The organism is Bradyrhizobium sp. T-1 (assembly GCF_053592855.1).
This window is the reverse complement of record NZ_CM132115.1, coordinates 6,839,339-6,863,635: the sequence shown is the minus strand read 5'-3', so window position 1 is coordinate 6,863,635 and position 24,297 is coordinate 6,839,339. Positions and strand designations below refer to the sequence as shown.

Genomic DNA, 24,297 nt, shown 5'->3' with positions numbered 1-24,297 from the left:
CATGAGATTCACTGTCAAGGCAAAGCTCGCCAGCGCGTTTGGCGTCGTCATCCTGCTCTCGATGATTGCGGGTGCCGTCGCCTACCTGAAGCTTAGCGACACCGTCAACACGGCCGAGCACCTGTCGGCGCGCGCGGCCCGTCTGGCCAAAGTCTCCGAGTTGCAGCAAAGCGTTCTTCTCCAGGTACGGGCCGAGAAAAACACGATTCTTGCCGCGACCGAGGCCGACCAGGATAAGTTCATCGGCCAGATCATGCAGCTTCGCGAAACGGCGCTGAAGGTCAAGGACGAGACCTATGCCGGTGCGAGTGAAGCCGGCAGGAAGATGATCGATGCATTTGCCGTCGCCTATACCGCGTCGAACACGGTGCAGGACGAAACCATCAGGATGGCCAAGCAGGATAAGGTGAAAGCCGCCGAACATTCGATGAATCAGGGCCTGAAGACGACGACGCAGGCCCTCAATGCCGCGAACGACTACATCAGCTACGTCAAGAAGGCGATGGCCGAGGAGAGCGCTGAGGCTCGGCTGGAAGGCAGCCGGGCGATCACCATGCTGCTTGCGCTGGTCGGCCTGTCCCTTGTGATTGCCGCGGCGGCCGCGTTCTGGATCGCGCTCAATATCAGCCGCGCGCTGGCGCTTGCCGTCGGACTGGCCGACGCTGTCGCGGTCGGCGATCTCAGCCACAAGATCGATTCATCCAGCAATGACGAGATCGGCGACCTGATCAAGTCACTGAATACGATGACGGTGAATCTGAACCAGACGGCTGCCCTCGCCAACGAGATCGCACAGGGCAATCTCATAGTTGAAGCCAAGCCGCTGTCGGACAAGGATACGCTCGGTCTCGCGCTCGAGCGCATGGTGGTGAAGCTCCGCCAGATCGTCTCGGAAGCCCTGACGGCGGCACAGAATGTTTCCGCGGGCAGCCAGGAGCTGTCCGCCAGCGCCGAGCAGCTTTCACAGGGGGCGACCGAGCAGGCTTCGTCGGCCGAGGAGGCGTCGTCCTCGATGGAGGAGATGGCCTCGAACGTGAAGCAGAATGCCGACAACGCCAACCAGACCGAGAAGATCGCGGCGCAATCGGCCAAGGACGCCGAAGCCAGCGGTGCAGCGGTCGGCCGCGCCGTCAACGCGATGCAGACCATCGCAGAGAAGATCACCATCGTGCAGGAGATCGCGCGCCAGACCGATCTGCTCGCGCTCAACGCGGCGGTCGAGGCCGCGCGCGCCGGCGAGCACGGCAAGGGTTTTGCCGTGGTCGCCTCCGAGGTCCGAAAACTTGCCGAGCGTAGCCAGGCAGCTGCCGCCGAGATCGGCACGCTGTCAGCCGACACCGTCAAAGTGGCGCAGGAAGCAGGCTCCATGCTGTCCAAGCTCGTTCCCGATATCAAGAGGACGGCAGAGCTCGTCGAGGAGATCACCGCGGCCTGCCGTGAGCAGGACGTCGGCTCCGCTCAGATCAACCAGGCGATCCAGCAGCTCGATAAGGTCGGTCAGCAGAACGCCAGTGCCTCCGAGCAGGTGTCCTCGACCTCGGAGGAACTCGCCTCGCAGGCTGAGCAGCTTCAGTCGACGATCGCCTATTTCCGCATCGAGCAGGGCGGCAGGAGTCAAACGCCGGCGCCGATCGACCGGGCCGTCAATCAGCTCCGCGCCAAGGCTGCGACCATGGCGGCGGCCGAGCGTCCCGCCAAGAAACCGCAGGCCAAGCCGGCACGCGCGATGAAGGTCGCCGGCGCTGGCGGCTTTGCTTTCGATATGAACGACGGCGAGGATGATCGGGACGCCGATTTTCAGCGTTGAGAGTTTTCTGGGATAGGTCCGCCTCGGAGGCGGGCCTATCTGTCTTCTGCTGTCAAGTGAACACGTAGGACTCAAGATGGCCCGTTTGGCCCGACATTCCCTGTATGCGGGCCTTCGAGGCCGGGGTTGGCGGCCATGATGCCGGCCGTGCAGGATGCGGCTGTGCATCTATCGGACCGTCATTTTCGGACCATCGCCGAACTGATCGAAGGTCAGGTCGGCATCAAGCTGCCGCAGGGCAAGCGGTTGATGTTGGAAGGACGCCTGCACAAGCGCGTGCGTGCGCTCAATTTCTCCGACCTGAACGAATATGTCGACAACCTGTTCGAGGCCGATCATTTCGAGGCTGAACTCACCCATCTGATCGATGTGGTGACGACCAACAAGACCGACTTCTTCCGCGAGCCGCAGCACTTCGACTTCATGCGGGAGATCGCGATTCCGGCGCTGCTCAAGTCGCATGGAAGCAAGAATGCGGATCTGAAGTTCTGGAGCTCGGCGAGCTCGACCGGCATGGAAGCCTACACCACCGCCATGGTGCTGGACGATATGACGCGGAACGGATCTCGGTTTCAGTATCGCATCCTCGGGACCGACATCTCGACCGCGGTGCTGCGCCTCGCCAAGACCGCGATCTACACCCGCGACGTGCTGGCGCCCGTGCCGGAGCCGTTCGTGAAGCGATATTTCCTATCCTCACGCGACAAGTCGCGTGGCGAGGTGCGGATAGTACCGGAATTGCGACGCATGACGCATTTCATGCGGATGAACCTCATGGATCCGTCCTATCCCGTCGACCGGGACGTCGACCTGATCTTCTGCCGCAATGTGCTGATCTATTTCGACAAGCCGACGCAACGAAAGGTCGTCGAAAGGCTTTGCAGTCACCTGCGGCCGGGAGGATATCTGCTGGTAGGACATTCCGAGTCGATGGTTCACAGTGCCGTTCCAGGGCTGAAGCAAGTTCAGCCGACCATTTTCCAGGTCTGATCGGGAGCACATTCATCATGCCGAGGGAGAAAGTTCGCGTACTGATCGTGGACGATTCGGCGTCGGTGCGCCAAATCCTTCAGACGATCCTCAACGATGATCCCGACATCGAGGTGATGGCGACGGCGTCCGATCCGTTCGTGGCGGCGCGGCGTCTCCAGGACGAAATCCCCGATGTCATGATTCTCGATCTCGAGATGCCGCGCATGGACGGCATGACGTTCCTGCGGAAGATCATGGCGCAGCGTCCGATCCCGGTGATCATCTGTTCCTCGCTCACCGAGGAAGGCTCGAACGTGATGTTCGAGGCATTCGAGGCCGGCGCCGTCGACATCGTGCCGAAACCGAAGATCGACACGAGACAGGCGTTGCTCGAGTGCTCCACCCGGCTGCGTGAATCCGTGAAGTCGGCAGCGCGCGCGCGTGTGCGGCCGCGCACGGAACGGCGAGTGATCGAGAAGAAGCTGACAGCCGACGCCATCATCCCCCCTCCAGTGCAGGGAAAGATCAGGCCGGCGACCGAGGGCATCGTATGCATCGGTGCATCGACCGGGGGCACGGAAGCGCTGAACGACGTCCTCGAGATGCTGCCGGCGAATTGTCCGCCCATTCTGATCGTGCAGCATATGCCGGCGGGCTTCACGGCTGCTTTCGCCAAGCGGCTCGACAGCATTTGCCAGATCCGCGTCAAGGAGGCGGAGGATCGTGAGCCGGTATTGCCGGGCTGCGCGTACATCGCGCCGGGCGCCCGCCACATGCTGCTCCAACGCATCGGCCTGCGCTATCAGGTCGCGATCAAGGATGGCCCGCCGGTGTCGCGGCATCGGCCCTCCGTCGACGTGTTGTTTCGCTCCGCGGCCCAGCATGCCGGCGCCAACGCGCTCGGGGTCATCATGACCGGCATGGGCGACGACGGCGCACGCGGCATGCTGGAGATGCGTAAGCTCGGCGCCTCGACCCGGGCGCAGGACGAGGAGAGCTGCGTGGTGTTCGGCATGCCCAAGGAAGCCATCGCTCATGGTGGAGTCGAGAAGGTGGTCGCGCTGCACCACATTCCGCGCGAGATCATGCACTGGTATCAGGTTGGGCACGCGGCGACGGCGGGTTGATCGCGATGACTGCTCCTTCTGCCGGCAATTTGACGGATGCGATCGCCGCGGTCGAGGCCGTCTCGTCGCGCATCGAGGACGTGTTTGCGCGCGTCGGCCACGAGCTCGGTCGCGGCCACATCATCTTCAAGGAGCTGAATCTGGGTCTCGCGTCTCTTTCCGGGGAGCTCTCCGGCGCCGAGATCGAGGGCGCCGCAACCGCGCTGCAGGAGATCGCGGCGCGGCTGAGTGAGCTGGCGCAGGCACTGCCGGCCGAGAGCGCGCTGCTCGCGATGATCGGCAAGAGCACGACCGAGGCGTCCGCGCTGTTGAAGTCGCTGTTCAAGCATATCCAGATGATCACCATCATCGCGCGCAGTGCGCGGATCGAGGCGGCGTCGCTCGAGGGCGATCGCGAGGGCTTTCTCGCCTTCACACAGGAAGCCTACGACCTTGGCAAGGCCGTGCAGGGCTCGATTGAGGGCTGCGCGCGGGACCAACAGCGTCTGTCGGAGGCGGTCGCCACCGCATCCGGCCGGCAGAAGGAGTTCGAGAGTCGCTACGGCGATCAGCTGGTCGCAGAGAGCGCCGAACTCGGTGCGGCCTATTCCGGCCTGCGCGACCAGCGCAGCAAGAGCAGCCATCTCGCCGATCTCGCAAGCGGCAGCACGCGGAAGATCGCCGAGGCGGTCGGCAGCGCGATCATTTCGTTGCAGGCTGGTGATAGCACGCGGCAACGGCTCGAACATGTCTGTCATGGTCTGCGTCTTTCCTCCGGCCCGGAGCCAAGTCTGGTTCCGGGGACGACCGCGAGCGAAGACGGCGCGCATGCGATCCGCCGGCTGCAGGCGACCCAGCTCAGGGACGCCCAGCGCGAGTTCGGCGGCGATATCGACCAGATCATCCGGGCGCTGTCGGCGATCCTGCATGATGCGGGGAGCGTCGTCGGTCACGGCCGCTCGCTGTTTGGCGGCGAGAACGGCTCCTCGTCGTCGTTCCTCACCCGCATCAAGCAGACGCTGGCCCAGGCCTCGACCCTGATCGCCACTTGCGAGAACGGCGGCCACGCGGTCGACGAGGCGCTGGCGGTCGTCGAGGAGACGCTGGCGAAATTCCGCCAGGCCATTGCGGGCCTGGCCGAAGCCTCGGTCGATATCACGCTGATCGGCATGAATGCGGGCCTCAAGGCGAGCCATCTCGGCAGTCGCGGCAGCGCCTTCGTCGTCATCGCCAACGAGCTCAAGGCGACCGCCGACCAGGTTTCGGCCGGCGCCGGGCGCTTGCGGCCAGTGCTCGATGGCATCGAGCGGTCCGCCAACGAATTGAAGGAGCTCCGCGTTCAGGGCGATCCTACCCAGCTTGCTAACCTCGAGCCGCAGATCCTTCAGGCGCTGCGCGAGGTCGAGGCCGGCAATGAACGGCTCGGCAAGCTGATGAGCCGGCTCGTCGACGAAGGTGCCGAGTTTGAGGGGCTGATGAATTCGGCGCAAGGTCTGATGAGCTCGCTCGGCGAGAGCTCTGCGACGCTGCCCGCCGTCGCTGCGCGCCTCGAGACCGTAAGCGCAGGCGCGCATCGTCCGCAGCCACAAGACGAGGTGCTGCTCGACGATCTGTTCGCGCGTTACACCATGGAGCGCGAGCGCGATGTCCACCGGGAGTTTTTGCAATCTCTCGGGCTTTCGTCGACCGCTGCCGCCCGCCGGGCCGAGGTGATCGAGGCGGCGGATGACGGGATAGAACTGTTCTGATCCCGCCGCCGAAGTCGCGCATGCGGCGACGGCAATTTGACGGATTGATTTTGCAGGGCGTTAACCGTGGCGGAATACGCGCCGCGTCGGTCATTGTCGCGCCCCAGAGTTGGTTGCAAATATATTTGAAATTTTTACGGTGGATGTCTTCATGCTGAGAGACGGCAAATACGCTGCCTGGTTCCGGACCGCGCGCGGTCAGGGCACGGGCCTCGTGGAGTTGGTCGATGGGCAGATCACGGGCCGCGACACCTTCTTCACTTATGGCGGCTCCTATCAGGTCAATCAGCAACGCTTCACGGCTGTACTCACCGTGAAACGGCATACCGAGGGCAATCCGAGCGTATTCGGTCCTGACGAGGTCGAGGTCGATCTCTCCGGCGTCTGCAGCGGCGCGATGGCGACATGTTCGGGGACGGCGAGGGAGGCGCCCGAGGTCGGATTCGAGTGCACGCTGATCTATAGCCAGGAAGAGGTCCTGCCGGCCGACGCCAAATGCGCGATCGTGAAGCTCAATGCCGACAAATTGCCCAGGGGGCCCGACAGCCGGTCGCGGCCGCGAGCACCGTTCACGCCCTCCAGGCCTCCTGCGTCCTGATGTTTCCCGCGCCTTAGCTTTGCGTTGACGTTGTTGTCGCGAAAGCATGCGGCGGCCGCACCGCGGCAAGAGTGCTTTTAGATGTGAAATCTAGGTTGAGGCCCATAACAAAAGGCGGACAGGGATATGCCTCAGATCTGGATGACATATGACGAACTCGCGGCGCTTACTGGCTGTAGTGCCGCCGAAGCCAGGACGCAGGCGCTGCATCGGTTACTCGATCGTCGCAAAAGCCGCGATGGAAACACCCGTGTCAAGCTGGATTTCGCCTTGATGACCCGGTTCTTCGAGATCATTCGCGAAGCCGAATTCGGTCTTGATGACGCGATTACGGCACTGCGAGAAACGCACCGGCAGATGTCCGTCGCCTCCGATCAGGAGCGGCGCGGCATGGCGCCAGTTCGACGCTCCGGCAGCAGTCGGCTCGGTTCGAATCAGGCATAATCGTTCAACCGGAATTTACCGCGCCCCTTGGTGTTTCACACCGGAACGGGTCGAAACCAACGGGATCCGGGCTGGGAGGTTGCCATGATGAGAGCCGTGTGCCTGGCGGGTGCGATGGTTTTTGCGCTCCCGCTTCTTCTCGCGACGGCGGCCAGTGCTGAAGTGGTCAAGCTCCAAGCGGAACTCAGGGGCAGCAACGAGGTGCCGCCCAATGCGAGTTCCGGCTCCGGCAAGGCCGAGGCGGCTTTCGACACCAATACGAAAGTCCTGACTTACACGGTCACCTACGCGGATCTGACCGGTCCTGCGCTTGGGGCGCATTTCCATGGACCGAGCGAAGCCGGCAAGAACGCCGGCATCGCGCTGCCGTTCAAGTCGACGCAGAGCCCGATCCAGGGCACGGCGACCCTCACCGATACGCAGGCTGCCGATCTCCTGGCCGGCAAATGGTATGCGAACATCCATACCGCGGCCAATCCAGGCGGCGAGCTGCGCGGGCAGATGGCAAAGTAATCTATTGGACCAAGCTGCACATCGCGCCTGCGATGTCGGCTGACTCTACGCGGGTCAGGACGGCGGCCTGGGCAGGAAAGCCAGAACGGTCTGGGCGAGGATGATGCCGAGGATGCCGCCGGACGCCTTTTGCAGCACGTCGAGGACCCCCGGATCGCGGTCGGGCACGATCGCCTGCAACGCCTCGAGGCCGATCGCGACGGCAATCACGAATGCGCAAGCCAGCTTGAAGCGCCCCGGCAGCAGGAAGGACAGCAGGAAGCCGAGCAGGCAATAGGCGCTGAAGCGCTCGATGACGACGACCCAATACGCCTCGGCATGGCCCATCAGCACCGGCCTGCCCGCAAGCGTGGCAAGCGTGGCATAGGCGATCAGCGCAAGGCAGACGGCCGCAGCTGCGATGAGGTGGTTTCGGCGCATCGCCGGATCATAGCCGGTCGACCGGCGCGCCGCTTTCAAAAGCGGAGAACATCGTTAAGGAGCCTACATCGTCGACGACGCGTTCATGACCGTTGGTTCGCAGCGGGGCAGGTCGGGATTACGGCTGTTCGAATTCGGGTCAACGGCCGGTCAGGCCACCCGTGCAGTGTCTCGCGTCGGAGCTGCGAGCGAGGTCGCTCCACGCCGCGCCGCCATCAATTCGCTGAATTTCGCAAAGGGCAGCGGCGCAGCGACGAGATAGCCCTGGCCCTCTTCGACGCCGCACGCGATCAGGGCGCGGACCTGATCCTCGGTTTCGACGCCTTCCGCGACAACGGTCATGTGGAAGTCCCTGGCGAGCGCCACCAGCATCTCCACGATCGTCGTGGTCGAGGCGTCCACCGTGATGGTATCGACAAAGAACTTGTCGATCTTGATCGTGTTGGCACCGAGCCCCTTCAGCCGCGACAGCCCGCTATGGCCGACGCCGACATCGTCGATCGCGATACGGAAGCCGTAGTCGCGCAGCTCGGCAACCACAGCTGCGGCGCGCGCCAGATCGTCGAGCTCGTCGCGCTCGGTCACCTCGATCACGATCTGGCGTGCCGAAACCCGTGCCGCAGCGACGGTGCTGCGGAGCGTTTCGACGAAGCCGGCGCCGAGGATGTGCCTCGGCACGACATTGAGCGAGAGCTTGAAATCCTTGTCGGCCTTGAGCAGCGGCTGGAGGTCGGTCAAGGCGCGGCCGAGCAACTGCCAGGTCATGGCTTCGATTCGTCCGCTGGATTCCGCGAGTGGAATGAAATTCATCGGCGGAACCACAGTGCCGTCTTCGCGCAACCAACGCGCGAGGATCTCACAGCCTCGGATCTCGGAGGTGCGAAGATCGAAGATCGGCTGGAAGTAGGGCTTGAACTCGCCACGCGCCAGCGCTCGGTCGAGATCCGCGACGGGGCCCTCCGTGCGCCGGGTCCGCGACAGCAGGACACCGAACAGGAAGCCGAGCGCGAGCGAGACCGCCATCGCAGGCCAATAGGCTTCGCTGTTCCACGTCGACAGCACCGATTTGTCGATGCGGATGACCGCGCGCAGCGGATAGCGCGCCGAACTTTTCTCGAAGTCGATCGGATGCAGCAGCGCCTTGCCGGCATCGAGTGCGAACTCGCCGAGCTGTGCGCCGTTCTTCAGCGCAAGCAGCACTTCGCCATGGGCGCGCAGCTCGGCCGGCATGATGTCGAACAGGCTGGAGTTGATGCCGAGAATGGCGACCAGCGCCTTGTTGTCGCCGATGTCCCTGAGCACGCCGAGTGCATCGCCGCCGAACTGCTCGACGCGGAACAGCATCAGCTTCGAATCGCGCGATGCAAGCATGTCCGTCCGGTTGACCCAGCCCTTGTCGAATTCGAGGGTCTCGGAATAGGCCGAGCAGATCACCGAGCCGTCGGAATTGACGAGGCGGACGTCTTTGACGGCGGAGCGTTGATAAACATGCAGACGGATCGCCTGGAGCGAGGCGGGCGCGCATGTCGCGAGCCCGCGGCCGGCCAGCTCGTCGAGGCTTGTGGTTGCGAAATCAACGGCGAATTCGGACCGGCGCAGCACGACTTCGGTCAGCTCGTCGAGCTGGCGCGTCTGCTGATCGTGGATGAACCGCGTCGCCGCGATGTGACCGGCGAGCGCGAACGCTGCCATGCCCGCAAGCACGAGCGCCGCCAATGAGAGTCTCGGCCGTGCTGCTGTCATCCGGCCCGCGGAAGTTAACAAAGGGTGGCGGCACCCTAGCCTGGGAGGCGCTAAGATAGGGTTTAAGGAGATCGCATGCGATCGTTTGACCTGATGTTCAGGATGATCGGTCTCCACGTCCCCGGGGAACAGCACTGGGGCGGGCCGAGAGTTCCGCTGGTCGAGGCGGGCTATGCCGCGCAAGTTCCTCTTATCGGCAGGCTCGCCCGCCGGCGCAGGCGCCAGGCTCTCCCCTCAGCACATGGCCGCTCGGGGCTCCGCCCGTTCACCGCCGATTGTAGGACCAGCCCTTGTCTACATCGGTGGGATAGCGGGCCGCGAAGTAGGGATTCTTGAGGCAGTTGCGTGCGGGATCGTAGATCCTGCGCGCGCATTCGCGGAAGTTCAGGAATCTGCAATCGAAGCCAAACGCACACCAGGGCGCGCCCTTCGGAAATCCGAAATGCACGGGAACTTGCGCCGACGCCATCGAAGGCAGGGCCAGGAGGACAATTAGGGCAAGAGCGCGGGCCAACATGGTGCAATCCTCCCACAAATGATCGGTCGGATACCAAGGCTATCGAGCGATCGCCCTTGGCGAGCAACAGCCGACGTTCGGTTGGATAGTCTAACATCCATACGTGGAGAGAGCGAGGGCGCCGTAGCGCCCGGACTACGTCGCTTCGCGCGGTTGTATCCGGCCAGTGCCGACGGCAATCGTCCGCGAACGCCGCTCACCCTGTGCGGGCGCGCGCTAGCTCTTCTTGGTGGCCTTCGATTTCAGCGCCAGGCCGAGACGCAAGGCCATGCGCTTGATCGCGTCGGGCGATCGCCCGAGTTGCTTCGCCGCTTCCTCCAGCGACGTCGAAGACTTGGCCAGCTCCATGAGCCGGCGGTCTTCCTTGAACGACCAGGGCTTCCGCGCCATAACCGAAATGATCCTCTTGCATCGACACAACGACAAAGCCGCCAAGCGGACCCATGTCGCTCGACGGCTTTGCTTGGGTGGGGCCGGGCCCTTGGGGGAAGCCCGGTGCAGAGATGGATATGCGATCGGCGAGACTTCGCAACAAACAACGCGGATTAAGCTAACTGCTCAACCTTACCGCGACGAAATCAGCCGCTGACGCTCCGTATAATTCCGGGGTTTTTCTCGATGTCGAGCCGAGCGGCGATGATCGCCACTCTCCGACCTGGTGCTGCGCAGCCGCGTCCGGCTGCGCAGACCGTCCCGTGACCGGGCAAGCCCGCTTGAAAAATCCTCTCATGCCGTCATCCGGGTGCTTCACGTCAAGATTGCAAATCATCGAATCAGGTCGAGCTCTGATCGAACGCATCATCGGAAAATTTGTTCCGTTGCCGGGTGCTGCGCGCCGCGCCGATTCAAAAATCGTTGAAGATCGATGTCGTGACGGAGCTTGCGCGCACACCAGGCGCTTCTCGCCTGCATCCGTCACGAGATCGTCGAATTCGTTCGGCTATGATCGTGCGAACGATACGAATAGAAGAAGATCGAGATGCTTCAAAAAACGCTGTCTGCAAAGCCTCTAGCGAAGATGAGAGAGCGGGCATTCGAAGGTGTCTTTCTCGGTGTTGCGCTGATCGCGATGGTGGGATGGGCTTATTTCGTCATCCTGCTGTCGGTGAAATTCTTCTTCTGGCTGGTCAGTTGATGCGAACGATCAGGACGGCAGCACGCTGCTGCCCAAAAATTCCCACCTGTGACGACAAAATCAGCGAACGCCATCATGATCTCGACACAACTCGAAGATGAGAATGTTCGCGTCGCGAATAGCGACGGCCGTGCATTCTGAGTGGGGCAGCCGAGCGCTGCGCGGTGCGACAGTAACCATATCCGGCAAGGTCAGACCGCGCCGGTCATTGTTCCCCACGCACGTCCCCATTTGGTTGCGCATGGTTCTTGCGGGCGTGTCCTGTTGATCCGTGCCGCCCCTGGATCGCGAAAGAGGTGCGCCATGACGAGCATCAGGAACAATAATGCGCCACGGCGATATTTTGTCGATGCAGTCGGCCGGCGTGTTTTGATCGGTCTTACGCCGGAGGAGACCTTCGAGTTCGAGCGGCTCGACAGCGAGCCGGATGACGACCGCGCCGGAGCAATCTGGATCGAGCGCGGCTCTCAACCCGCTCCCGGAGAGCAGCGCTGGCTAGAGCTATACGCCAAGCATGAAGATGCGTGGAAGGTCTGGATGGCGCGGAGCCGCGTCGATCAGCCTTACCTTTAGTTTCTTGCGGACCGATGCGGTCAGGCTGCCGTCGCCCGCGTGCAAGACGGCAGCCGTCGCGAAGGGAGGATCGACCCGCTATCCGAGGCCGATGCGCTTCTGCTGATAGCCGCGATCGAGAATGGCTTGCCACCATTGCCGATTGTCGAAGAACCAGCGAACCGTTTTAGCCAGACCGCTTTCGAAATTCTCGTCGGCGCGCCATCCGAGCTCGCGCTCGAGCTTCGAAGCATCGATGGCGTAGCGGCGATCGTGACCGGGGCGGTCGGCGACGAACGAGATGAGGCCGCGCCGCGGGCCGGCCGCGCGCGGCGACATCCCGTCCAGCAGGTCGCAGATGCTTTCCACGACGTGCAAATTGGTGCGCTCGTTCCGGCCGCCGACATTATAAGTCTCGCCGACCGCGCCGCGTTCGAGCACCAGTGTGAGCGCCTTGGCGTGATCCTCGACGTAGAGCCAGTCGCGGATATTCTGGCCGTCGCCGTAAACCGGCAGCGGCTCTTCGGCGAGACCCTTGATGATGATGTGGGGAATGAGCTTCTCGGGAAAGTGATACGGCCCGTAATTGTTCGAGCAGTTCGTCACCATGGTCGGAAGGTCGTAGGTCTCGCGCCAGGCGCGGACCAGGTGGTCGGACGACGCCTTGCTCGCCGAATAGGGCGAGTTCGGTGAGTAGGACGTGGTCTCGGTGAAATAGCCGTCCTTGCCGAGCGATCCGAACACCTCGTCGGTGGAGATGTGGAGGAAGCGGAACTTGGAGCGGCGGTCCGGGGGCAGGCCCCTCCAGTATCGCAGCGCTTCCTGCAGCAGCGTGAAGGTGCCGACGATGTTGGTCTGGATGAATTCGCCGGGGCCGTCGATCGAGCGGTCGACATGGCTCTCGGCCGCCAGATTCATCACCGCGGCGGGCTGGTACTTCTCGAACAGCTTGCGCAGCGAGGTAGCCTCGCAAATGCATTGCTTCTCGAATGCATAACGCGGGTTTGCCTCGGCGCCAGGGAGTGACTCGAGATTTGCCGCATAGGTCAGCTTGTCGATGTTGACCACGCGCGCATGCGTGTCGCGGAGCAGATGACGGACGACTGCGGAACCAATGAAACCCGCACCGCCCGTGACGAAAATCGTGGAGCCTTCGAAACGCATGGATGATATGCCTCAGTCTTGAGCGGCGAAGGAACGGGCCACCGATTGCAGATATTCGCCGTAGCTGCTCTTGGCGGTCTTCTCGGCCACCTTCTTGAAGGCTTCGAGAGAGATGTAGCCGCGCCGCAAGGCGATTTCCTCGGGGCAGGCGATGCGCAACCCCTGGCGCTGCTCCAGGATCTGAACGAAATGGCTGGCTTCGACCAGCGAGGCGTGGGTGCCGGTGTCGAGCCATGCAAAGCCGCGCCCGAGCACTTCGACGAACAGATCGCCGCGGGCGAGGTAAGCGTTATTCACGTCGGTGATCTCGATTTCGCCACGCGCCGACGGTTTGATTCCCGCGGCGATGTCGACCACGCTGTTGTCGTAGAAATAGAGGCCGGTCACGGCCACATTCGACTTCGGATGCTTGGGCTTCTCTTCGATCGAGCGCGCGCGCCCGTCATTGTCGAGCTCGACCACGCCATATTGTTCGGGCGCGTTGACGACGTAGCCGAAGATCGTGGCGCCGCTCTTGCGTGTCGCCGCCCTGGCGAGCATTTCCGGAAGTCCGTGGCCGTAGAAGATGTTATCGCCGAGAACCAGGGCGACGGAATCCGATCCGACGAATTCGCGGCCGACGATGAATGCGTCGGCAAGACCGCGCGGGGTTTCCTGGGTGGCGTAAGAAAAGTTGACGCCGATCTCCGATCCGTCGCCGAGCAGGCGCTGGAACAGCGGCTTGTCCTGCGGCGTCGAGATGATGAGAATGTCGCGAATTCCAGCGAGCATCAGTGTCGACAGCGGATAGTAGATCATCGGCTTGTCGAAAACCGGCAGCAGTTGCTTCGACACCACTGTCGTGACGGGATAAAGGCGCGAGCCTGTTCCGCCAGCGAGTATGATTCCCTTCATAGGTCCCTCTGGTTTACCAACTTGAAAATATCAGATAGTGTGCGCTGCACAAGATTGTTGTGCGCACGGAGCTGAAGTCGCTGGAATGAACGTTATCAAGACAGACCTGCCCGAAGTTCTGATCATCGAGCCGAAGCTATTCGGCGATCAACGCGGCTTTTTCTTGGAGACCTACCAGTTCGAGCGCTACGCGCAGAACGGTGTTGCACAGCCCTTCGTCCAAGACAATCTGTCACGCTCGCGTCATGGCGTATTGCGTGGGCTGCACCTGCAAAATCCAGGCGCGCAGGGCAAGCTGGTCACGGCGCTTCGCGGCCGGGTCCTGGATGTGGCCGTCGATGTGCGCGTCGGTAGCCCGAATTTTGGCCGTCATGTGGCGGTTGAATTGAATGAGGACAACCGGCGGCAATTGTGGGTTCCTCGCGGCTTCGCGCATGGCTTCGCCGTTCTCTCCGAGACGGCTGACTTCTTCTACAAATGCGACGCGCTCTATAGCCCGAAGGACGAGATCTCTGTGCGCTGGAACGATCCGGCGATTGGTATCGATTGGGGCCTCGCTGATCCCTCGCTGTCGCCCAAGGATGCCGATGCGCCTTTGCTCGCAGATGTGAAGAATCTCCCGCGTTACGGGGAGATCTGACATGAGGATCCTGCTGACGGGTTCTGCGGGGCAGGTGGGCGGAGCGCTGCTTCCGCTGCTTCGGGAGCGAGCCGATATCGTTGCGCCGTTGCGGGATCAGTTCGATCTGTCGCGGCCGGACGAGCTTGCCGGCAAGCTGGACTCGATCAAGCCGGATCTGATCATCAATCCCGCTGCCTATACGGCTGTCGACCGCGCGGAAGACGAGCGAGAGCTCGCGTTTCGGATCAACGCTGAATCTCCCAAGGCAATTGCCGAGTGGGCCGCGCCCCGCGGCGTGCCGCTGGTGCATTTTTCGACCGACTACGTCTTCGACGGTTCCGGCGATCGCCCTTGGCGCGAGGACAGTCCGCCGGCGCCACTCTCCGTGTATGGCCAAAGCAAGCTCGCGGGCGACCAGGCCATTGCCGAGGCGGGCGCGCTGCATGTGATCGCGCGCACGTCCTGGGTGTACGCTGCAACCGGGGCAAATTTCCTCAAGACGATCGTGCGGCTCGCCGGAGAGCGCGAGCAGCTGCGCATCGTTGCCGACCAGGTCGGTGCGCCGACGACAGCCAGTGCGATTTCGCAAGCGGTGGTTGCGATGCTCCCCAAAGGCGACGACGACCTCCGCAAGACGTTCGAGCAACGAAGTGGCGTCGTCAATCTGGTCTGCGCCGGCGAGACCAGCTGGCACGGCTTTGCGACTGCGATCGTTGCCGGTTTGCAATCGAGGGGCGCTACGTTCGCCGTGAAGGAAATTGTTCCGATCCGTTCGGACGAATTTCCCGTGAAGGCGAAGCGGCCGTCCAATTCCCGCCTCGATCTCACGCGGCTGCGCGAGCGGTTCGGCATCACGCCGCCGAGTTGGCAGCAGGCGCTCGATCGTGAGCTGGATGCCCTGAAGGCCTCGATCTGAACGTCCTCCGCCCGGCTCACGGGGCCGCGCCGCAGCATAACGTTCTGTGGCCTTTAGCCTTTGTTAACCATCCAGGGCCCATTTTCCGGTCTGGCGCCTCGAAACCGGAAATGCACGCATGTTTCAGCTCTTCTTGCGGGCCCGAACCCACAATTTCCTGAAAGATCGTTTCGGCGGAGAGCAGACGTTTCGCGCCCGCTCGCCCGAGCGCGACGCCGAAACCGATCGCACGCGCGTTGAGGCGATCATGGTCGCAATCGAGGAGGCGCTGCATGCGGCGGAGCGCGAGCAATCCGGCCTGAATCGCCGGGTGGAAGACGTGCTGGCACGTGCAGCCGTGACAATCGGCAATGGTGATGATGAATATCTGGAGCGCGAGGCGCTGGACAATCACCACCAGGATCTGTTCGACAAGGAAATCCTGAACGGCCAGCGCAGGCTCAAGGAGCTCAGCGCTTCGATCGCCCATTTCAAATTCCTGAAGGCGGCGATGCTCAGCCGATTCCCGGAATACCGGCCGCCGGTAAGCCAGGCCAACTGACGGCGCGCGCAGGCTCGACGGATTTTTGTTTTGATGCGTTTTCTTGACGCGAACCGGTATCCACTTCGCTCGAAAACGCCACCTAGATCGCGAGCATGCTGTTGCCCTGTATAGACAGCAGCGTCAGGTTGCCGGTGGCATACGCTCCGGTATCGATATTGGCGCGGTTCTCGAGCAACTCGGCCTGGCGCACGGGCGTGTGGCCGTGCACGACGTATTTCCCAAAACGTTTCTTGCTCTGGAGAAATTCGTCCCTGATCCAGAGCAGATCCTGCTCACGCTGCTCGGACAGCGGGATGCCCGGACGAACGCCCGCATGCACGAAGAAGAAGTCGCCGCATGTGAATGTCGGCCGCAACTGACGCAGGAACGCGATGTGCTGCGGCGGCATTGCGGTCGTGAGCTCGCGCACGAGATCGGATTGTTCATCCTTGCTGAGATCGGAGGCCGCCGAGATCCCGTAGGACATCAGGGTCTGGAGGCCGCCGAACTGAAACCAGTCGGTGGTGCGCGAGGGATCGTCCAGCACCGAGGTGAAATAGGCCTCGTGATTACCCTTGAGAAAGACCGTGTTGCGGCGGCGGCTGCGGTCGATCAGCAGATCCAGGGTGTGACGCGAGTCCGGTCCGCGATCGATGTAGTCGCCGAGAAAGACCTCGATCGCGCGATAGGGGCGGCTGTTCGCCATGTCGGCATCGATGACAGCGAACATCTGTTCGAGCAGATGCGCGCAGCCGTGGATGTCGCTGAGTGCGTAAATCCGTACGCCGTTCGGCAGCTTCGGCCGGGGCGAGTTCTGTGTCGGGATCGTGACCATGGGGTCCAACCCTTGGAGAGAGCTTCGCCCGAGATGTCAATATGCTATCGACCAATTCGAGTCAGCGAGAGTGGTTTTTTGGCCCACGCCAATGTGAACGCCAACTCGCGCGACGGTTGCATTACTCCTGCCATTTGATGAGGCGTCGATCTGCCACGCCGGGCTTCGATCAGCTGAAGCCGCGGCTGTCGAAAGACGGTGCGGCCTTGGTGCGATACGCCGCTGCGCGAGAGCGGACGAGGATCGCGCCGCAGAGATAGCCGAGCTGGAGCACTGTAGCAAAGACCAGGATCGTAACGACCGCGTGAGCCGGTCCCTCGCCGTAGAGTGCGCAGACGGTGCCGATCATCACGGCACCGAGAACAATGATCGGAGGCAGGACGAAAATCCGGAATCGGCTCCCAAGCAACGATCCGATCAGCAGACTCAAAACGGCGACGGCACTCACGGTACAACTCCCCCGAAACAGCCGTGAGTGTGAACGATGCCGACCTAAGGGCGGCTTAAGCAACAGGGTTGAGCAACCGTTCAAATGTGCGCGCAATGATGTGTAAAATTAGCGCGATCTGGCGCGAAACGCGGCGCGATGCTGCGCTGAATGTCACGCGTGTGACAGCACATTGAGCATGCGCGTATGCGAGTATCGCATTGCAAAAAATCGTTTTGATTTTTTCGTTGCAGTGCCGCAATGTTGCTTTGTTTGGTTAAGACACTGTCCAAGACGCATCGCAAATTTAATGGACTGCTTGCAATTTCCGATTGCGAGTGCGTGACTAGGCAGCGAGGTTCGGATGGCTGTAGCAACTTACGGTTCGGAAAACTTCTATTCGGTTGTCTCGAACCGTGGTGGAGCCCTCCAACGCCCCCTCCAGATCGCCCTGATCGCGGGCGACTTCCTTGCACTCATGCTCAGCTATTTCGCAGCGAGTGGTTTGTATCGCATGCTCGTGGCTGAGCAGGATTCGTCGGTTGGTGCGGGCCTCGTCGTCGCTGCGGTGTTTGTGACGATTTCGTATTTCCAGGGCGTCTATGATCATCATCGCTTCCTGAGCACGGTGTGGCAGCTCCGCAAGACGCTGGCGATCTGGGTCGTCTCATTGACCATTCTCGCGGTCGAGGCGTTCCTGCTCAAATCGTCGGCCGATCTGTCGCGCGGAACCACGTTGCTGTTTGCCGCGACCGGCAGCGTTGCCTTGGGCGGGCTCCGGGTCCTGTGGCGCATAGCGCTGAACTCGAGCTACGCCAGAGGCCGTCTGGTCGACCGGAAGATCCTGCTGCTCAGCCTGAAGCCGCTCGATTTCACGTCGAGCCGTTTCAAGGATCTGCGCAAGCACGGCTTCAACGTCGTGCGGCATTTCGTCCTCGGGCCATCCGCAGAAGGCGCGGGGTGGGATCACGAGATTCGCGACATCGTCAGTCAGGCGCGCGCGGCCGATGTCGAGGAATATCTTCTGGTCATCGACTGGGACGAAATGCCTCTGCTCCAGAAGCTGAGCCAGCACTTGCGCGTGGTTCCCCAGCCGATCCGCCTGTTGCCTGACTTTCCGATCGCCGATCTCGTCTCCCGCCCGTTCCAACCCGTCAGCGGAACGGTTGCCATCGAAATCCAACGTGCGCCGCTCACTGTGTTCGAGCGCGCGCAGAAGCGCTGCCTCGACATCGGCCTTGCCTCGTTTGCCCTGTTGCTGCTGGCACCGTTGCTGGTGACGGCTGCGGCCATGATCAAGCTCGACTCGATCGGGAATGTGATCTTCAAGCAGTCCCGGCGTGGGTTCAACGGCAAGCCATTCCAAATCTGGAAGTTTCGGTCCATGACGGTGGCCGAGAACGGCCACACCGTGACGCAGGCGACCAGGTCTGACGCCCGGGTCACCCGCGTTGGCCGCGTCTTGCGACGGACCAGCATCGATGAGTTGCCGCAGCTCTGGAATGTCCTGCGCGGTGAGATGTCGCTGGTCGGGCCGCGACCGCACGCGCTCGCGCATGACAATTATTACGACCAGCTGATCAGCAACTACGTGTATCGGCATCACATGAAGCCGGGCCTGACCGGTTGGGCCCAGGTCAACGGTTTCCGTGGCGAGACGCCGACCATCGACCTGATGGAGAAACGGGTTGAGTACGATGTCTGGTACGTCAGCAATTGGAGCATCTGGCTCGATATCAGGATCATCCTGAAGACCGCGCTGGCGCTGGTCCATCAGGAAGCCTACTGAGCGGTGCGGAACTCGGTCCGTCGGGCGGCAGAGCCATTCTTCTGCGGCATCAACCGGCGAGTTGGCGAGGCGTTCTGATCCCGCGGTGGCCGAGAGTTGCCGCCGGCCAGACCAGAACGCTCTCAGCCACCCCGGCGTTTCTCACATTCCAACAGGATCCTGCTCATCCGCTGCACGGCGCCGACATCCGCATCCGCCTGGATGGTCATGTCGGCGGCCGACAATTGCAGGACAAGCAGTTCCCGAAATCGCCGTTCGGTTCGCACGGGCGCTAAGCCGCGGGCAGGTGTTCCGTCACGATGCGCCTCAGCAGAGGTGCATCGTAGCTCTCGCCGGCGGCGATTTGCCGGGCACCCCGCGAGACGGTCGGACCGGACGGGTGGGGACGATCGACACCGCCCATGCAAGGCAGAGGCCGCCAGCAAATAATTGGCGCCGCGCGCGAACCAGCGCGAGCCGTGAGATGTACCGCCTTCGGTCTTAGGCGCCTTCGACATAGTAGGCGTTGTAGTGCGAGCCCTTGTAGCCCTCGATGCGCTTCAGCATCTTCGGGTTTGCGCCGTTGAGAACGGCGCCCAGCACCTTCTTCTGAATGCCTTCGGAGCTCGACAGCGACTCCTGCAGGGCCGTACGCGTCGTGCGGCCCCATTCGATGACATAGACGTAAGCGTCCATGAGGTGGCTGATGGCCTTGGCATCGGTCACCGGCATCAACGGCGCAAGATCGATGACGATGTAGTCGTATTCGTTACGCAGCAAGGTCAAGAGGTCGGCCATCGCCTTCGAGGCCATGATGTCGGCGGAGTTCACCATGCGCGAAACGGCGAAGGAGGGCAGGAAATCCAGCCCGGTCTCTGCGCTGCGCCGGATGTGGTGGCCGACCGACTGTGGATTCTTGAGCGACTCGAGCAGACCGCTCTTGGCGGTCGGGTCGAGCTCCTTGGTCAGCGAGCGCGTATGAAGGTCGCCGTCGATCAGCAGCACGCGCTTGCCGGTGAATGCGGTGAGGTGCGCGAAGTTGGCTGAAACCGTGGTTTTGCCTTCCTTCGGAAGCGAGGACACGATGCCGATGACCTTCACCTCCCGCGACAGGCGGGCGAGATCGATCGAGACCTTGATGTTACGCATGGTCTCGGCATAGCGCGAGAAGGGATGATCGATGACGTAGCGCGACAGCTGGCCGCTGGCCTCGACGGGGGCGCCATCGGACGATCGCGATCCGCGTATTTTCGGCAAGCCCATTGCCTTGGTCCCGATGGCGGGGAGCACGCCGAGGCATTTGACACCGATTTCGTCCTCGACCTCGATCGGCGAGCGCAGCACGTCGCTCAGCATCTCGCGGGCAAAGGCGGCGCCCAGGCCGAAGCAGAGGCCACCGAACAAGGCCCCGATCAGCGAGAGTACGGTCTTGGGGGAGCTCTTGCGGTCCGGCTTCACAGCGGTGCTGATGATGCGAGATTCGCTGATCGGGAAGCTCTGATTCTGCATTGCCTGCTGCTGCTTCTCCAGGAAGCTGTTGTACAGGTTGCGGTAGGTGTCGGCAGCGCTTTCCAGATCACGCAGCTTCACCTGTGCCTGTCCGGTGTTGCCGGCCTGGCTGACCAGGTTCTTGAGGTTTTCCTCCAGCGAGGTCTCGCGGCTCTTGGCGATCTCGTAATCGCTGCGGTAGGCATCGCCGATACGCTTGACTTCGTCCGCGATCGACTTGCGCAGCTCTTCCATGCGGTTGGCGAGATTGACCGAGGCCTGATGGGTCTTGCCATAGCGGGCCGACCAGTCGGAATACTGCGCCGACAGATCGAGGTATTGAGCGCGCAGGCGGGTGATCACGGGATTGTTCAGCGCGTCGGTGACCGTCGGCTGGGCAATATCCTTGTCGCTGATCGCCTCGATGCGGTCGAGCCGCGCCTTGGCCTCGGAGGTGGCCGCGCGCGCCTGGATGAGCTGCGTGTTTACGTCGGTGAGCTGCTGCTCGTTCATCAGGCCGCGGCTGGTGCCGACGATGTTGTTCTGGCTCTTGAAGGTCTGCACGGCGCGGTCGCTGGCGGTCGCCTGCTCGCGCAGCTCGGCGCTGCGCTGCTGCAGCCATTCGCTGGCACGCTTGGTGGACTGGTACTTCGCGTCGAGGGCGCCCACGATATAGGCATCAGCGATCTCGTTGGCGATCTGGGCCGCTTTGTCGGGGTCCCGCGAGCGGAAGCTGGCCGACAGGACGTAGGTCGTCAGCAGGCGCTCGACCTTGAGGTTGTTCTCAACTGCGGCGACCGTTCCGCGTTCGATGCGTTCCTTCGACGAGGGCCCGTCCGATCCGAACAGTCCGATGACCTTTCCGATAATGCCGGGCAGCAGGCCCGGATCCGAGCCGTTGAACTCGGGATCTTCCGTCAGGTTCATGCGACGGACGACGGACCGAATCAGATCGTCCGAGGTGATGATCTCGACCTGGCTGTCGACGAAGCCGGGGTCGATCAGCGCGTTGGACGTGCCGTTATCCTTGTCGAGCACCTGCGTCTGGCGCGTGTCCATCAGGATGCGCGTGTTCGCCGTATACATCGGCGTGGCCGTCAGCAGGTAAACGAGGCAGATCGCCAGCGCGACGCCGGCGACCCCAGCGATAACCGGCCACTGCCGGCGCAAAATGCCGATGATGCGCTCGAGACTGAGACTCGACCCCGCCAACTCCAGGGCGGATCTCTCTTGCACGTGGAATTGCTCTCTGGGCTGATACATCTGAATGTTCATCGACCTGACGTGAAACTATTGGGGGAGCGGCGCTGGAGCAAACGGATCGCCGACATCCGTACTCCATTCGCCAGTCATGAGGCTGTTCGCAGAGCTGGAAGGCTTTTGGGGCGACGATCCCGGCGTGCCTCCAGCCGACGGGGACGCCACCGCATTCGGATTGAATTCGACGGCCTCGAGCTCGGCGGAGTAACCGGCGCTCACGGCCGAGTCCGCCAGTTTCTGAATAAACTGGCTGATCTTCTGCGCAGTCTCGGGCTTGCGAGGCACACAGATCAGCTGCGCGCGGCGCAGGGCCATGCCGATCGCATTGCGCTCGACGTTGGAAGATTCGCTGACGAGATCGCGTACTGCAGGCAGGATTGTGATGTCGCTTACGACGTAGGCGGCGAGACGGCCCGTGAGCTTGTTGCGATCGCCGCGGACGGTGGGGTCGCGCAGCAGCGACGTAGGTTCGGTCTGGAAGACCTTCAGGATGGAGGCGGGGACACGCTCCCCCTGCTCGACGCATTGAGCCTCGCAAGGCTTGGCGGCGCACGCCAGCATCAGCACTGCGAGCGCAAGTGCCGCGCGAAAGCCATCCGAGAATCCGCCCATGGGCCGATCGGCAGATCGTCGTCGTTGAGACAGGGCCAAACCATTCATCGCGTTCATTTCAAATCGGCGCAAGACTTCTCGGCGCAAGACTTCGCTCAAACCGAGTGTCGCGCTTAACTATGTCAAATTCTTGTGCGGTGCAAAACATAGTCGGAAAGCCCCTGAAATTCACAACGAATTTCCTGATGAGCAGATGAGCGGTGAGACGCCCGGATTGAACAGTGAATAGGCAAACGACAATGGCGTCTCTCGAAGCTTGAGTCCCGTGATCGCCTATACTCACGCAGAGGCGGGAAGTTCCTGACTTGTATCGACATCGATTCGTCGCCGAAGCAATTTCAGGGCGAACGGTCAACGACCGATGTCCAGCACCACGCCTCCGTCCTAAAGCTGCGCCGCCAAGTGCCCTTGTGGTCGTGAATACTTGCAACCGCAAGGAGAGTGGCGGTCTGTAGCCGTCCCATCGCGATCAATTGAGGTTGCTTGGTGAGCGCGTCGTAGCGCAGCCATGGTCGCAGAAACAGCAGGGCGCAGCTTTCGAAGAAGGCCGCGACTGTGTTTCTGTTGACGAACGTGTGACGAAACCGAGACAGGCTCGCCCAAATCGCCGCAAACCGCGAGGCTTTGCACAGGATCAACTCCGAGAACCGCAGCTTGGCGTCGTACTCCAGTTCCCGAGCTTGCGAGCGCTTTTGCCACATTCGTGCCGAATGAACAGGTTAACTGCACAGTTCGCGAACACGCAAAGCGAGCAGCATCAACGCAAAGGTGTTTTGCGTGGTGAGCTTCTTGTTCTGCACAGGGCAGGCTGCTCATCCTGCAGGCAAACGACCGCTTCACCGTCATGTTCGGGTGCGTTGCCTGCGGCAAATCAACCGTGACGTCACGGCTTATGGTGCGGGCGACTGCTTCGATCGAAATGCATGCAGCGAATGCCGGCGGAGATTGTATTCGCGTCGAATGCTCAGTAGTAATGCTGCGCTGCGGGGTGCTAGGAAATTGTCGTGACTGTGCCGGTTCATCGCGAGAAAGCGCATGTCCTGCCCCTGGACAGCATTCGAGGAATAGCCGCGGTCACCGTGGTCGTTCACCATGTGATCCTGATGCCGACTTTCCTTGCGGCGTTTCCAAATCGTGCGTGGATCGACTGTGCGTTCTTCCGCAGCGGCGGATTTCTGGTCGATCTTTTCTTCGTGCTCAGCGGCATCGTGATGTCATTGAGCTATCTGCAAACCGATTTCGGGCGCTTCTCCTTGCGCGAGTTCATGGTTCGACGGTTCGCGCGCGTCTATCCGCTGCACATCGTGATGCTTCTCGTGCTGCTGCTGTTCCGGCTCGCGCGCATCGGGCTCGGACTGGTGATGGCGGGCGTTGTCGTGACTGCTCCGGCGGCGTTTGAAGTCAACAACGGCTATTCGTTCTTTCTGAACGTCTTCCTGCTGCACTCGCTCGGCTTCGTTCAGTACCTGAATTGGAATGCCCCGAGCTGGAGCATCAGCGTCGAATTCTACACCTATCTCGTCTTCGGCTTGATGCTGCTGGCCGCGCAGCGCCTCAATTCGCTTGCCTGGTTCTACTTCGCCGCCGCCACGCTGGCGCTCGGCAGCTGGTTGGTGCTGACGACGGTGGTCGCGACGCCTCAGCTGGACGTCCAGTTTGATTGGGGGCTGCTGCGCTGCTTCACGAGCTTCTTTCTCGGCGTGCTCACTGCGAAAGCAGTCGGGGCACTGCCACGCGGCATCAGTCCGGCCTTGCAGGGCGCCATTCAACTTGCGGCCGTAGTTGCGGCCGTGGCGCATGTGTCCCTGACCGAAGCCTATCCGTGGATCAGCTATCTTGCGCCCGTAACCTTTGCCGTGCTGCTTGGCTCGTTATTGGCGTTTCCAAAGGCCGCTGTCGTTCCCCCCATGCTCACGGTCAGGCCGCTGTTGTGGCTGGGGCAACGGTCATACTCGATCTACATGGTCCATGCCTTCGTCGTGCTGCTCGCCGAGTATTTTGTCCGTGCCGCCGGCAAGCCGGCGGTGGCCCACCTGGAAGCCATCCATCCAGGGCTGGCGCCGACGCTCAACCTGCTGATCGTGCTCGGCGCCGTGTTCGCTCTCTCGCAATTGACCTATCGGTGGATCGAACTGCCCGGGTCCAGGCTGGTGCGGAACATCTTCCGCGGAGCGGTGGCGTATTCGCCGGCGCCGGCCGAGCCCTCGACACGCCTTTCGAGCTAAGGACGAAT

General features: G+C 62.1%; 25 protein-coding genes. 14 read left to right on the top strand and 11 right to left on the bottom strand.

Annotated features, from left to right (window positions below):
* Position 1 precedes the first annotated feature (1 nt).
* The 7 genes from ACWAT4_RS32820 to ACWAT4_RS32790 all read left to right on the top strand — a co-directional run bounded on the left by ACWAT4_RS32820 (position 2) and on the right by ACWAT4_RS32790 (position 7,188).
* Positions 2-1,807, top strand: a complete 1,806-nt coding sequence (locus tag ACWAT4_RS32820) for a methyl-accepting chemotaxis protein (RefSeq protein WP_212299871.1) — start codon at positions 2-4, stop codon at positions 1,805-1,807.
* A 135-nt stretch (positions 1,808-1,942) separates the two neighbouring features.
* A complete protein-coding gene (locus tag ACWAT4_RS32815) occupies positions 1,943-2,797 on the top strand; it encodes a CheR family methyltransferase (RefSeq protein ID WP_449731295.1) in 855 nt (284 codons plus the stop codon).
* Between the two features lie 17 nt (positions 2,798-2,814).
* Positions 2,815-3,906, top strand: coding sequence for a protein-glutamate methylesterase/protein-glutamine glutaminase (locus tag ACWAT4_RS32810; protein ID WP_449729045.1), 1,092 nt, complete (start codon positions 2,815-2,817; stop codon positions 3,904-3,906).
* Positions 3,907-3,911: 5 nt separating this feature from the next.
* A complete protein-coding gene (locus tag ACWAT4_RS32805; protein ID WP_212299868.1) occupies positions 3,912-5,633 on the top strand; it encodes a methyl-accepting chemotaxis domain-containing protein in 1,722 nt (573 codons plus the stop codon).
* Between the two features lie 151 nt (positions 5,634-5,784).
* Positions 5,785-6,231 (top strand): hypothetical protein, encoded by a 447-nt coding sequence (locus ACWAT4_RS32800; RefSeq protein WP_212445947.1) that lies wholly within the window; start codon positions 5,785-5,787, stop codon positions 6,229-6,231.
* 126 nt (positions 6,232-6,357) lie between these two features.
* The gene (locus ACWAT4_RS32795; RefSeq protein WP_449729044.1) at positions 6,358-6,675 is read left to right on the top strand and encodes a hypothetical protein; all 318 of its coding nucleotides are present in this window, start codon (positions 6,358-6,360) and stop codon (positions 6,673-6,675) included.
* A gap of 87 nt (positions 6,676-6,762) precedes the next feature.
* A complete protein-coding gene (locus ACWAT4_RS32790; RefSeq protein ID WP_433995308.1) occupies positions 6,763-7,188 on the top strand; it encodes a CHRD domain-containing protein in 426 nt (141 codons plus the stop codon).
* A 54-nt stretch (positions 7,189-7,242) separates the two neighbouring features.
* Here the strand turns inward: ACWAT4_RS32790 and ACWAT4_RS32785 are convergent, their stop codons facing one another.
* The 4 genes from ACWAT4_RS32785 to ACWAT4_RS32770 all read right to left on the bottom strand — a co-directional run bounded on the left by ACWAT4_RS32785 (position 7,243) and on the right by ACWAT4_RS32770 (position 10,258).
* Positions 7,243-7,608, bottom strand: coding sequence for a VanZ family protein (locus tag ACWAT4_RS32785; protein ID WP_449729043.1), 366 nt, complete (start codon positions 7,606-7,608; stop codon positions 7,243-7,245).
* Between the two features lie 150 nt (positions 7,609-7,758).
* Positions 7,759-9,351, bottom strand: a complete 1,593-nt coding sequence (locus tag ACWAT4_RS32780; protein WP_449729042.1) for an EAL domain-containing protein — start codon at positions 9,349-9,351, stop codon at positions 7,759-7,761.
* A 265-nt stretch (positions 9,352-9,616) separates the two neighbouring features.
* On the bottom strand, positions 9,617-9,868 hold the full coding sequence (locus tag ACWAT4_RS32775; protein ID WP_449729041.1) for a hypothetical protein: 252 nt from the start codon (positions 9,866-9,868) through the stop codon (positions 9,617-9,619).
* 216 nt (positions 9,869-10,084) lie between these two features.
* Entirely contained in the window at positions 10,085-10,258 is a 174-nt protein-coding gene (locus ACWAT4_RS32770) for a hypothetical protein (RefSeq protein WP_212299862.1), read from the bottom strand.
* A 589-nt stretch (positions 10,259-10,847) separates the two neighbouring features.
* Between ACWAT4_RS32770 and ACWAT4_RS32765 the strand changes: the two genes are divergently transcribed.
* On the top strand, positions 10,848-11,003 hold the full coding sequence (locus ACWAT4_RS32765) for a hypothetical protein (RefSeq protein ID WP_212299861.1): 156 nt from the start codon (positions 10,848-10,850) through the stop codon (positions 11,001-11,003).
* Between the two features lie 303 nt (positions 11,004-11,306).
* Positions 11,307-11,576 (top strand): hypothetical protein, encoded by a 270-nt coding sequence (locus tag ACWAT4_RS32760; protein WP_212299860.1) that lies wholly within the window; start codon positions 11,307-11,309, stop codon positions 11,574-11,576.
* Between the two features lie 78 nt (positions 11,577-11,654).
* Here ACWAT4_RS32760 and rfbB read toward each other — a convergent pair whose 3' ends face one another.
* Positions 11,655-12,719 (bottom strand): dTDP-glucose 4,6-dehydratase, encoded by a 1,065-nt coding sequence (gene rfbB / locus ACWAT4_RS32755; RefSeq protein WP_449729040.1) that lies wholly within the window; start codon positions 12,717-12,719, stop codon positions 11,655-11,657.
* A gap of 12 nt (positions 12,720-12,731) precedes the next feature.
* Positions 12,732-13,613 carry a glucose-1-phosphate thymidylyltransferase RfbA gene (gene rfbA, locus ACWAT4_RS32750; RefSeq protein ID WP_212299858.1) on the bottom strand — a complete coding sequence of 294 codons (882 nt, stop codon included), beginning with the start codon at positions 13,611-13,613 and terminating at the stop codon, positions 12,732-12,734.
* Between the two features lie 85 nt (positions 13,614-13,698).
* Here rfbA and rfbC point away from each other — a divergent pair, with 85 nt between their 5' ends.
* From rfbC to ACWAT4_RS32735, 3 genes are all read left to right on the top strand, one after another.
* Complete coding sequence (rfbC, locus tag ACWAT4_RS32745; RefSeq protein ID WP_212299857.1) at positions 13,699-14,253, top strand: dTDP-4-dehydrorhamnose 3,5-epimerase; 555 nt, start codon at positions 13,699-13,701, stop codon at positions 14,251-14,253.
* A gap of 1 nt (position 14,254) precedes the next feature.
* Positions 14,255-15,151, top strand: a complete 897-nt coding sequence (gene rfbD / locus ACWAT4_RS32740) for a dTDP-4-dehydrorhamnose reductase (protein WP_449729039.1) — start codon at positions 14,255-14,257, stop codon at positions 15,149-15,151.
* A 118-nt stretch (positions 15,152-15,269) separates the two neighbouring features.
* Positions 15,270-15,692, top strand: coding sequence for a hypothetical protein (locus ACWAT4_RS32735; RefSeq protein WP_212299855.1), 423 nt, complete (start codon positions 15,270-15,272; stop codon positions 15,690-15,692).
* Between the two features lie 82 nt (positions 15,693-15,774).
* Here the strand turns inward: ACWAT4_RS32735 and ACWAT4_RS32730 are convergent, their stop codons facing one another.
* The gene (locus ACWAT4_RS32730) at positions 15,775-16,509 is read right to left on the bottom strand and encodes a metallophosphoesterase family protein (protein ID WP_212299854.1); all 735 of its coding nucleotides are present in this window, start codon (positions 16,507-16,509) and stop codon (positions 15,775-15,777) included.
* 169 nt (positions 16,510-16,678) lie between these two features.
* Positions 16,679-16,957: a hypothetical protein gene (locus tag ACWAT4_RS32725; protein ID WP_449729038.1), complete on the bottom strand. Its 279-nt coding sequence runs from the start codon at positions 16,955-16,957 to the stop codon at positions 16,679-16,681.
* A gap of 343 nt (positions 16,958-17,300) precedes the next feature.
* On the opposite strand from ACWAT4_RS32725, the gene ACWAT4_RS32720 reads away from it, so the two are divergent.
* Entirely contained in the window at positions 17,301-18,725 is a 1,425-nt protein-coding gene (locus tag ACWAT4_RS32720; RefSeq protein ID WP_212426993.1) for an undecaprenyl-phosphate glucose phosphotransferase, read from the top strand.
* A gap of 480 nt (positions 18,726-19,205) precedes the next feature.
* On the opposite strand, the gene ACWAT4_RS32715 is transcribed toward ACWAT4_RS32720, so the two are convergent.
* The 3 genes from ACWAT4_RS32715 to ACWAT4_RS32705 all read right to left on the bottom strand — a co-directional run bounded on the left by ACWAT4_RS32715 (position 19,206) and on the right by ACWAT4_RS32705 (position 22,765).
* On the bottom strand, positions 19,206-21,455 hold the full coding sequence (locus ACWAT4_RS32715; RefSeq protein ID WP_212299851.1) for a polysaccharide biosynthesis tyrosine autokinase: 2,250 nt from the start codon (positions 21,453-21,455) through the stop codon (positions 19,206-19,208).
* Positions 21,456-21,482: 27 nt separating this feature from the next.
* The gene (locus ACWAT4_RS32710; protein WP_449729037.1) at positions 21,483-22,121 is read right to left on the bottom strand and encodes a hypothetical protein; all 639 of its coding nucleotides are present in this window, start codon (positions 22,119-22,121) and stop codon (positions 21,483-21,485) included.
* A 281-nt stretch (positions 22,122-22,402) separates the two neighbouring features.
* The gene (locus ACWAT4_RS32705; RefSeq protein ID WP_449729036.1) at positions 22,403-22,765 is read right to left on the bottom strand and encodes a hypothetical protein; all 363 of its coding nucleotides are present in this window, start codon (positions 22,763-22,765) and stop codon (positions 22,403-22,405) included.
* 303 nt (positions 22,766-23,068) lie between these two features.
* Between ACWAT4_RS32705 and ACWAT4_RS32700 the strand changes: the two genes are divergently transcribed.
* Positions 23,069-24,289, top strand: coding sequence for an acyltransferase family protein (locus ACWAT4_RS32700; protein WP_449729035.1), 1,221 nt, complete (start codon positions 23,069-23,071; stop codon positions 24,287-24,289).
* Positions 24,290-24,297 lie beyond the last annotated feature (8 nt).

Coding starts and splice junctions, on each gene's coding strand:
- ACWAT4_RS32820 (WP_212299871.1), top strand. CDS start 2: ATGAGATTCACTGTCAAGGCAAAGCTCGCCAGCGCGTTTGGCGTCGTC.
- ACWAT4_RS32815 (WP_449731295.1), top strand. CDS start 1,943: ATGATGCCGGCCGTGCAGGATGCGGCTGTGCATCTATCGGACCGTCAT.
- ACWAT4_RS32810 (WP_449729045.1), top strand. CDS start 2,815: ATGCCGAGGGAGAAAGTTCGCGTACTGATCGTGGACGATTCGGCGTCG.
- ACWAT4_RS32805 (WP_212299868.1), top strand. CDS start 3,912: ATGACTGCTCCTTCTGCCGGCAATTTGACGGATGCGATCGCCGCGGTC.
- ACWAT4_RS32800 (WP_212445947.1), top strand. CDS start 5,785: ATGCTGAGAGACGGCAAATACGCTGCCTGGTTCCGGACCGCGCGCGGT.
- ACWAT4_RS32795 (WP_449729044.1), top strand. CDS start 6,358: ATGCCTCAGATCTGGATGACATATGACGAACTCGCGGCGCTTACTGGC.
- ACWAT4_RS32790 (WP_433995308.1), top strand. CDS start 6,763: ATGAGAGCCGTGTGCCTGGCGGGTGCGATGGTTTTTGCGCTCCCGCTT.
- ACWAT4_RS32785 (WP_449729043.1), bottom strand. CDS start 7,608: ATGCGCCGAAACCACCTCATCGCAGCTGCGGCCGTCTGCCTTGCGCTG.
- ACWAT4_RS32780 (WP_449729042.1), bottom strand. CDS start 9,351: ATGACAGCAGCACGGCCGAGACTCTCATTGGCGGCGCTCGTGCTTGCG.
- ACWAT4_RS32775 (WP_449729041.1), bottom strand. CDS start 9,868: ATGTTGGCCCGCGCTCTTGCCCTAATTGTCCTCCTGGCCCTGCCTTCG.
- ACWAT4_RS32770 (WP_212299862.1), bottom strand. CDS start 10,258: ATGGCGCGGAAGCCCTGGTCGTTCAAGGAAGACCGCCGGCTCATGGAG.
- ACWAT4_RS32765 (WP_212299861.1), top strand. CDS start 10,848: ATGCTTCAAAAAACGCTGTCTGCAAAGCCTCTAGCGAAGATGAGAGAG.
- ACWAT4_RS32760 (WP_212299860.1), top strand. CDS start 11,307: ATGACGAGCATCAGGAACAATAATGCGCCACGGCGATATTTTGTCGAT.
- rfbB (WP_449729040.1), bottom strand. CDS start 12,719: ATGCGTTTCGAAGGCTCCACGATTTTCGTCACGGGCGGTGCGGGTTTC.
- rfbA (WP_212299858.1), bottom strand. CDS start 13,613: ATGAAGGGAATCATACTCGCTGGCGGAACAGGCTCGCGCCTTTATCCC.
- rfbC (WP_212299857.1), top strand. CDS start 13,699: ATGAACGTTATCAAGACAGACCTGCCCGAAGTTCTGATCATCGAGCCG.
- rfbD (WP_449729039.1), top strand. CDS start 14,255: ATGAGGATCCTGCTGACGGGTTCTGCGGGGCAGGTGGGCGGAGCGCTG.
- ACWAT4_RS32735 (WP_212299855.1), top strand. CDS start 15,270: ATGTTTCAGCTCTTCTTGCGGGCCCGAACCCACAATTTCCTGAAAGAT.
- ACWAT4_RS32730 (WP_212299854.1), bottom strand. CDS start 16,509: ATGGTCACGATCCCGACACAGAACTCGCCCCGGCCGAAGCTGCCGAAC.
- ACWAT4_RS32720 (WP_212426993.1), top strand. CDS start 17,301: ATGGCTGTAGCAACTTACGGTTCGGAAAACTTCTATTCGGTTGTCTCG.
- ACWAT4_RS32715 (WP_212299851.1), bottom strand. CDS start 21,455: ATGTATCAGCCCAGAGAGCAATTCCACGTGCAAGAGAGATCCGCCCTG.
- ACWAT4_RS32710 (WP_449729037.1), bottom strand. CDS start 22,121: ATGAACGCGATGAATGGTTTGGCCCTGTCTCAACGACGACGATCTGCC.
- ACWAT4_RS32705 (WP_449729036.1), bottom strand. CDS start 22,765: ATGTGGCAAAAGCGCTCGCAAGCTCGGGAACTGGAGTACGACGCCAAG.